The organism is Xenorhabdus entomophaga (genome assembly GCF_037996725.1).
GTDB classification, from domain to species: Bacteria; Pseudomonadota; Gammaproteobacteria; order Enterobacterales; family Enterobacteriaceae; genus Xenorhabdus; species Xenorhabdus khoisanae.
On record NZ_JBBMXH010000154.1, the window covers coordinates 1 to 6,438 of the forward strand.

The 6,438-nt window shown below is 42.1% G+C and carries 12 protein-coding genes and 1 pseudogene; 12 read left to right on the forward strand and 1 reads right to left on the reverse strand.

Translation table 11 applies throughout. From position 1 onward, the window contains the following. On the forward strand, positions 1-239 hold a 239-nt coding region (locus AAC854_RS20625), incomplete at its 5' end, for a hypothetical protein (protein WP_340618739.1). Positions 240-263: 24 nt separating this feature from the next. Here AAC854_RS20625 and AAC854_RS20630 read toward each other — a convergent pair. Next, complete coding sequence (locus AAC854_RS20630) at positions 264-761, reverse strand: hypothetical protein (protein ID WP_340618740.1); 498 nt, start codon at positions 759-761, stop codon at positions 264-266. A gap of 141 nt (positions 762-902) precedes the next feature. On the opposite strand from AAC854_RS20630, the gene AAC854_RS20635 reads away from it, so the two are divergent. The 11 genes and pseudogenes from AAC854_RS20635 to AAC854_RS20685 all read left to right on the forward strand — a co-directional run. After that, on the forward strand, positions 903-1,064 hold the full coding sequence (locus AAC854_RS20635) for a hypothetical protein (RefSeq protein WP_340618741.1): 162 nt from the start codon (positions 903-905) through the stop codon (positions 1,062-1,064). 410 nt (positions 1,065-1,474) lie between these two features. Then, on the forward strand, positions 1,475-1,717 hold the full coding sequence (locus AAC854_RS20640; protein ID WP_340618742.1) for a hypothetical protein: 243 nt from the start codon (positions 1,475-1,477) through the stop codon (positions 1,715-1,717). A gap of 11 nt (positions 1,718-1,728) precedes the next feature. Further along, positions 1,729-2,355 (forward strand): hypothetical protein, encoded by a 627-nt coding sequence (locus tag AAC854_RS20645; RefSeq protein ID WP_340618743.1) that lies wholly within the window; start codon positions 1,729-1,731, stop codon positions 2,353-2,355. 119 nt (positions 2,356-2,474) lie between these two features. Continuing rightward, positions 2,475-2,723 carry a hypothetical protein gene (locus AAC854_RS20650; RefSeq protein WP_340618744.1) on the forward strand — a complete coding sequence of 83 codons (249 nt, stop codon included), beginning with the start codon at positions 2,475-2,477 and terminating at the stop codon, positions 2,721-2,723. After that, positions 2,720-2,887 (forward strand): hypothetical protein, encoded by a 168-nt coding sequence (locus AAC854_RS20655; protein WP_340618745.1) that lies wholly within the window; start codon positions 2,720-2,722, stop codon positions 2,885-2,887. The genes AAC854_RS20650 and AAC854_RS20655 overlap by 4 nt, the downstream gene beginning before the upstream one ends. Then, positions 2,884-3,219, forward strand: coding sequence for a hypothetical protein (locus AAC854_RS20660; protein WP_340618746.1), 336 nt, complete (start codon positions 2,884-2,886; stop codon positions 3,217-3,219). The genes AAC854_RS20655 and AAC854_RS20660 overlap by 4 nt, the downstream gene beginning before the upstream one ends. Before the next feature lie 2 nt (positions 3,220-3,221). Beyond that, positions 3,222-3,893, forward strand: coding sequence for an exodeoxyribonuclease X (gene exoX, locus AAC854_RS20665; protein ID WP_340618747.1), 672 nt, complete (start codon positions 3,222-3,224; stop codon positions 3,891-3,893). Between the two features lie 6 nt (positions 3,894-3,899). After that, positions 3,900-4,577: a DEAD/DEAH box helicase family protein gene (locus AAC854_RS20670; protein WP_340618748.1), complete on the forward strand. Its 678-nt coding sequence runs from the start codon at positions 3,900-3,902 to the stop codon at positions 4,575-4,577. Then, positions 4,574-5,200, forward strand: a complete 627-nt coding sequence (locus AAC854_RS20675; RefSeq protein ID WP_340618749.1) for a DUF669 domain-containing protein — start codon at positions 4,574-4,576, stop codon at positions 5,198-5,200. Before AAC854_RS20670 ends, AAC854_RS20675 begins: the two co-directional genes overlap by 4 nt. 79 nt (positions 5,201-5,279) lie before the next feature. Further along, entirely contained in the window at positions 5,280-6,116 is an 837-nt protein-coding gene (locus tag AAC854_RS20680; RefSeq protein ID WP_340618750.1) for a phosphoadenosine phosphosulfate reductase domain-containing protein, read from the forward strand. 143 nt (positions 6,117-6,259) lie between these two features. Next, positions 6,260-6,438 (forward strand): annotated as a pseudogene (locus AAC854_RS20685) (pyocin activator PrtN family protein); the annotation flags it as partial.

The following is a 6,438-nucleotide window of genomic DNA, read 5'->3' on the forward strand; positions in this document are numbered from 1 at the left end:
ATATTGCACTGGAAAATATTCTCGACAAATTCTTTTTTCAGTCTCGGCAGCAACAACGCGAGAATTTTCGAAATAACCGCGAACCCAAACAGCGTTTAACCCAACAGGAACGTGACACTATCGACGTGTTCACCAGTTTCATTCCGGCAGTTAACAGCACTCCGTCAAAAGAGCGAGTGAGAACCAAAACCAAAACCCGCCGTAGATTGGAAAGTGGCGGGGTTACGGCGAGGGGTTAGCTGCTAACTTAGCAGACCATAAAGCTACTTCCTATCAAAAGCATAAATCTTATCGAATTGATAGTCAGAGTTACACCTATGACAAATAAAAGTAGAAAAAGCCAAAGAGGAGGTTTTAAGTTGAAGTATCGACTTCATTCCCGAGCTATAACAATTAGTACAAAGATAATGAGCCTCTTGATTGGAATCTGCCGGAACCTTGAACCGATAGACAACTGTCGATTTTATAGGGTGAAAAAGCTCATAGTTAGATTTCTCACTTTCCCACTTCTCGCGGGTGTCGGCTTCTTGTTCAAGTTCAACGATTCGGTTCTTCGCAGTCATCAAAAGCTCTTGAAGTAATATTTGTTGCTGCTGAACAGCACCTAGCTTATCAAGCAAATCAAAAGTCTTTGACTTCACCTCATAATCAATTTTCATATTTTGAATATCACGAACAGTACCAAATACGCCACTTACCGCAGAGCTTGCGCCAGTAAGAGTATCCGTTATCTTGGCGATAAGACCTTTATTATCAGACATTATTAATTCTCACTTTTGTAGGGGTGAGAACATGTTAGCCGATTTCTCACTGTAGGGGTACATGAGAAACCACTGCCGCCTGAGGTGGATAAATACACAGGCTCATTCCAAATAAACAATATTAATTCTGAGGGTATGAATATGGATATCGAATTTATTAACGAATTGCGCGCTATGTTGAAACGCGACCGCCAATCAGCCATTCGTTTTCGTGATGATGATTGGTTGCGTAAACATTGCATTCAACGGGCGTTATCCAAGCGCCGTGGCATTCGCGAACTAAAAGCTATCTATGGTTGTTAACTAATTACAGCTCATTTCTGAGTGGGCTGTGGTGAGTTACTCTGATATATTCATGGATTCGATAAGGGATCATGAGGGAATGTGACAGATGTTTTATGGCTTTGGATTGTATGAGTTTATGTTTATTTGGTACTTTTGGTTGACTATCCCCATTGGATTATTATCTTGTTATGGGGTGTATAAATGTAAGAATCTAATAATTAGAATTATATGTGCACCAATAGCATTAGTATTTTTATTTTTTGTAATTGTCATTTTCTTGGACTGTACTGGATTATTCATGGCAGGAGCATACATTAATAAACACTTTTTCTAATCATGAGCATTAGCTGACATTTAAACGATAGCTAAATTAAACACCAGCCTCGCCAATGCGGGGCTTTTTATTACCTGAATGTAGGAAAATAATAATGAGTGATAAAATTACAGTAGTAATCACGGCAGAATCTATCGTCCGTCTCCGCAAAAGAGTTGAAATGGATAAATCCGATTACGATAAATATGAGCAGCTTATTAAATCTGATAAAAAGGAATATTCAATTAACGATGAGTTAATTGAAATCGCATATAAATACGGATTTGATGTTGATGACGACTGTATTGAGGATTCTGACGACCTAGAAGAAATTGAATTCACAGCTCTGGATGATTAACAGGAGGATTTATGGAGTGGATTGATATCAAAAAAAGCACGCCACCTGAATGTGAGAATGTCGTTGTTTATATTGTTCCAGAAGGTGAAATAAGATATGGCTATTTCCTTCACTGTTGCCATGATAATCCGTCTTTTTTTGACGTTTATGATGATAGTGAATTTGACCCTACAAGGGTTACACATTGGTTTTATGCTCCCTCTCCAAAAATAAATAAGGAAATAACAATGCCTAAACACATTCACGCCGATTTAATATCTGAGTACGCCAGATTGTCTCATATTACTGATAGGCCGTGGGAGTATTTCCAGTACAGATATGCGGATGGGAATGATTGGTTGGAACATGAGAACGATTTCGGCTTTCATCCCGAGATTGATTTTAGATTAAAACCCCGCACTATCAAAATCGGGGAATACGAGGTGCCGGAGCCAGTGAGGGAGCCTTTAAAGCAAGGCACTCGTTATTATATGCCACAAGTAATAGACCATTATAAAGAAGATGAAGATCTTTATGAAGAAGATAAATGGGATAATGTGGCTATCGATTATAGAAGATTAAATAAAGGATTAATTCACAAAGATAGGGAATCCGCCGAACTACATGCAAAAGCACTTATTGCCCTGACCTCTAGTTAATAATCCAAACTCGAAAATAATTAATCGTTTTTACTAACGAGGGACTACATGCGTAACAACATGTTCGACGGGTGCGCAGTCGTGCCCACTAAACCACAGGCAGTCAGGAATCGGCGCGCATGGAAGCGCCTAATTGCACTATTCATCATCTCATTATTCGTATTTATTCCGGTTTAGGAGAAATAACAATGTCATTAGCAACATTTCCAATTAAAAAGCGTCATGGCATGGAGAAGATGGCGCGGATGGCTCAGGAATTAGAGCTATCCGAATTCGAACTAAATTATTTAATGGACGAGATAAAAATTCGCCAATCCAAGGAACGGTATAACCAGCGCTCTCTCAAATTCGCCGAGGTTCCATTATGAGACATTTCAACCAAAACCCCCATGGTGCTCAGGAAGAGCAGAAAAAACGCAAATACACGGATGAGCAAATAGCCGAACACAGGGAACTGGTATACCAGAGTGAGGTGTTGGGTAGGGAGGGATTGTCAGCTAGCGATATGGATTTCGCGGGAGATTTCACATGAACGGCTATCATCGGCGCTCAACAGGGTGTTATGTGCCGAAAGACCCCGCCGAGCGACAGCAATATCTCAGGGAGTTAGTTGCTGCCATCACTACCAACAGTCATCACCCCGCAATAATGAGTGCTCAGGAACGAGTTATTGCAGAGAGGATATGGAACATCAACCACCGAGCCGCATTTAATCCCCCGTTGCCACAGCACATGGCAGAGCAACGCGCCGAACAGAGACGTCAGGCGTGGCGGGATTATCGCGCAACTCACCACACAGAGCACGATTTTTATCGTGGTGATTCACCCAGCCGCCGTCATGGTGGTATCTGGACAGGAGATTAATTTTGACAATTTACAGAGTAGTAGACACGGAAACATGTGACATGGATAGCGGGATTGTTGAGGTAGCCAGTATTGATATCGTAGATAACATTATCAACTATATCGAAAAACAATCGCATTTCATTAATCCACAAAAACCAATCTCAATTGGTGCAATGGCTGTTCACCATATTACGGATGACATGGTAGCTAATTCCCCGTTAATTGATGATGTCATTGATAGATATAAAGGCGCCGATTTTCTGGTTGCACATAATGCCGCTTTCGATTCGCGCATGATGCCGGATATGGACGCACCATTTATCTGCACATTGAAATTAGCTAAACGTTTGTGGCCGGACATGGAAAGTCACAGTAACCAACATCTACGGTATGCGCTAAAACTGGATGTTTTTGTACCAGAGGGATTACACGCGCACAGGGCACTGTATGACTGCATGGTCACGGCAGCATTATTCAAACGCATCAAGGATGAATCAGGTTGGGCTGATAATGAAATGCTGGATATTAGCAATCAGCCCTCATTGCTGCACAGGTTCAAGTTTGGAAAACACAAAGGCATGACATTTGAAGAGGTCAAGCAAACTAACCCCAGCTATTTTATGTGGCTATTAAAACAGCCTGACATTGATCCTGATATTGAATTCACCATCAGTTATTGGTTAGAGAGGTAGTCAGATATGGGAACTGCAACACTCATACTCGGTGAATCTGGTACAGGGAAAAGTACCAGTTTACGCAACCTGAACCCGGAAGAGACATTATTAATCCAAACGGTCAGGAAGCCCTTACCGTTTCGTTCCGCAACATGGAAACCTTTTAATAAAGATAACCCCGCTGGCGCTATTTGCTCCACAGATAGCTGGCAACAAATCATAGCTGTCATTAAGGGGGCGGCTAAATACGGGAAATTAGTTGTTATTGTTGACGATTTTCAGTACCTAATGGCGAATGAGTTTATGCGCCGTTCGGAAGAAAAATCCTTCGACAAATTCACTGAAATAGGCTCTCACGCATGGAGCGTGATTGATAGTGCCATTAGACAAACGCCTGACAACTTGCGGATCTATTTTCTCTCACACACGGAAGAAACCCAGGTGGGGAAAGTGAAGATGAAGACTATCGGCAAGATGCTGGATGAAAAAATAACGATAGAAGGAATGTTTACTATCGTGCTGAAAACCTTGGTCAGGGATGGACAATATCTATTCACCACCCAAAACAGCGGGTTCGACACTGTTAAATCACCAATGGGGCTATTTGATAGCTCAGAAATTGAAAACGACCTGAAAGCCGTAGATGACGCTATTTATGAGTACTACGATCTGGGAACCCACACAGAGGAAACAACTATATGAACAATGTTATTTTTACCTACGACCAAGAATCAGCAATGAACGCCGGGCAAGGCGGCTTTATCAACGAAAGCGGCGCGTATGTCATTACCATTAGCGAGGCAAAACTGACCAAGAGTCAGCATGGTGCAGAGTTTATTGAGTTCTCTGGCGAGGCAGATGACGGGCGAAAGGTCAGTTATCTGAGCATTTGCTGCAAGAAAAAAGATGGCTCAGTCAATCCATTTGGTCAAAGTATGGTGCAGGCCATTATGGGGTGTTGCGGGGTTCGTCAGGTAACCAGTCATATGATTTCTGTGGATAACCTGATTGCCCCTGAATTCACAGGCAAGCGAGTTGGACTAGTATTACAAAAAATACTCAGGACGAAAAATAATGGTGATGATACCTACGGCATGGATATCCGTATCCCGTTCTATCCTGATACTCGCCAGACCATTGCTGAAAAAGTAGAGGGTAAACCCGCCACCACTATCGATAAAATGGTAGCTAACCTAAAAGATAAAGACGAGCGCAAAACAAACACTCAACACTATTCAGGACAGCAATCGAATGGATTTTTGGAGGCACCAAGGCAGCCACAGCAACAGCCGCCAATGGATTTCGACGATGATATCCCCTTTTAGAGTTTACCACCGACTTTCAACACCGAGTCACCGTGCTCGGCAATCCAGATAGAAACTGAGTAACCCCTAGGATACAACAATGATAAATGTCGTCTCATTCTCTGGCGGCAGGACATCGGCATACCTCGTATATTTGATGGAGCAGCGCCGCAAACAGGGTGAAGATGTCCGCTACATTTTTATGGATACGGGAGTAGAGCACCCATCAACCTACAAGTTCCTGAGAAACATTGTAGGTTTCTGGGATATCCCGTTAGTTGTTTTACAGGCTGATATTAACCCTCAGCTAGGTGCATCGAATGGTTATATCGTCTGGGAACCGAAAGACATTCAGACGCGAATGCCGATATTAAAGCCATTTCAGGAGATGGTGAAAAAATACGGCACACCCTACATCGGCGGGGCATTCTGCACTGACCGCCTGAAACTGAGGCCATTCAATGCCTACTGCAATGACCATTTCGGGCGAGGTAATTACCACACATGGATTGGCATTCGAGCAGACGAGCCACGGAGATTAACCCGCAAGGAGGGGGTGAGTTATTTGGCGGATATTTCAGACTTTGACAAGCAGGATATTTTAGATTGGTGGCAGACTCAACCCTTTGATTTAACAATACCGGAGCATTTAGGTAATTGCGTGTTCTGCATCAAAAAGAGCAACAAAAAGCTAGGGCTGGCCTGTCAGGATGAACCAATAATGAAAATGGTATTTGAGGAATACTGCATTAAAGGGAAGCATGTTAGGGATGGTCATAGAAAAACACCCAAGGAAATAATGTATAGAGGGAATTTGTCATTAGACGGAATAGCCCGGATGTATTCAAATGAGGATTATCAAAACCTCTATCACGAAATGATAGCAGCTAAACGATTTGATACCGGTTCCTGTTCTGAATCCTGCGAAATATTTTAGTTAAACCTATTTTAACCCAACCCTATCACTACGCTGCTGTACACCATTATTCTTGAAGCAACACTCAGTGACTTGGCAACACCTGCAATGGTGGCAAAAATGATTTTGTGGAATGGATATCAGAAAGGAGAAAAAATGTGAGAATGAACACGGCGTTTCTATTATTGGCTGAGTTTGAAACTGCTACCATTCCTCTCTCAGATATCGCAGAAAGATATATAACTTTTCATAATTATGAGAATTTCATATTTCCTATTCCTTTCCAACTATTTGCTGAAGCGGCATTCAAGAAAATCTTAACTCTTTTGATGAGCTGCCACAT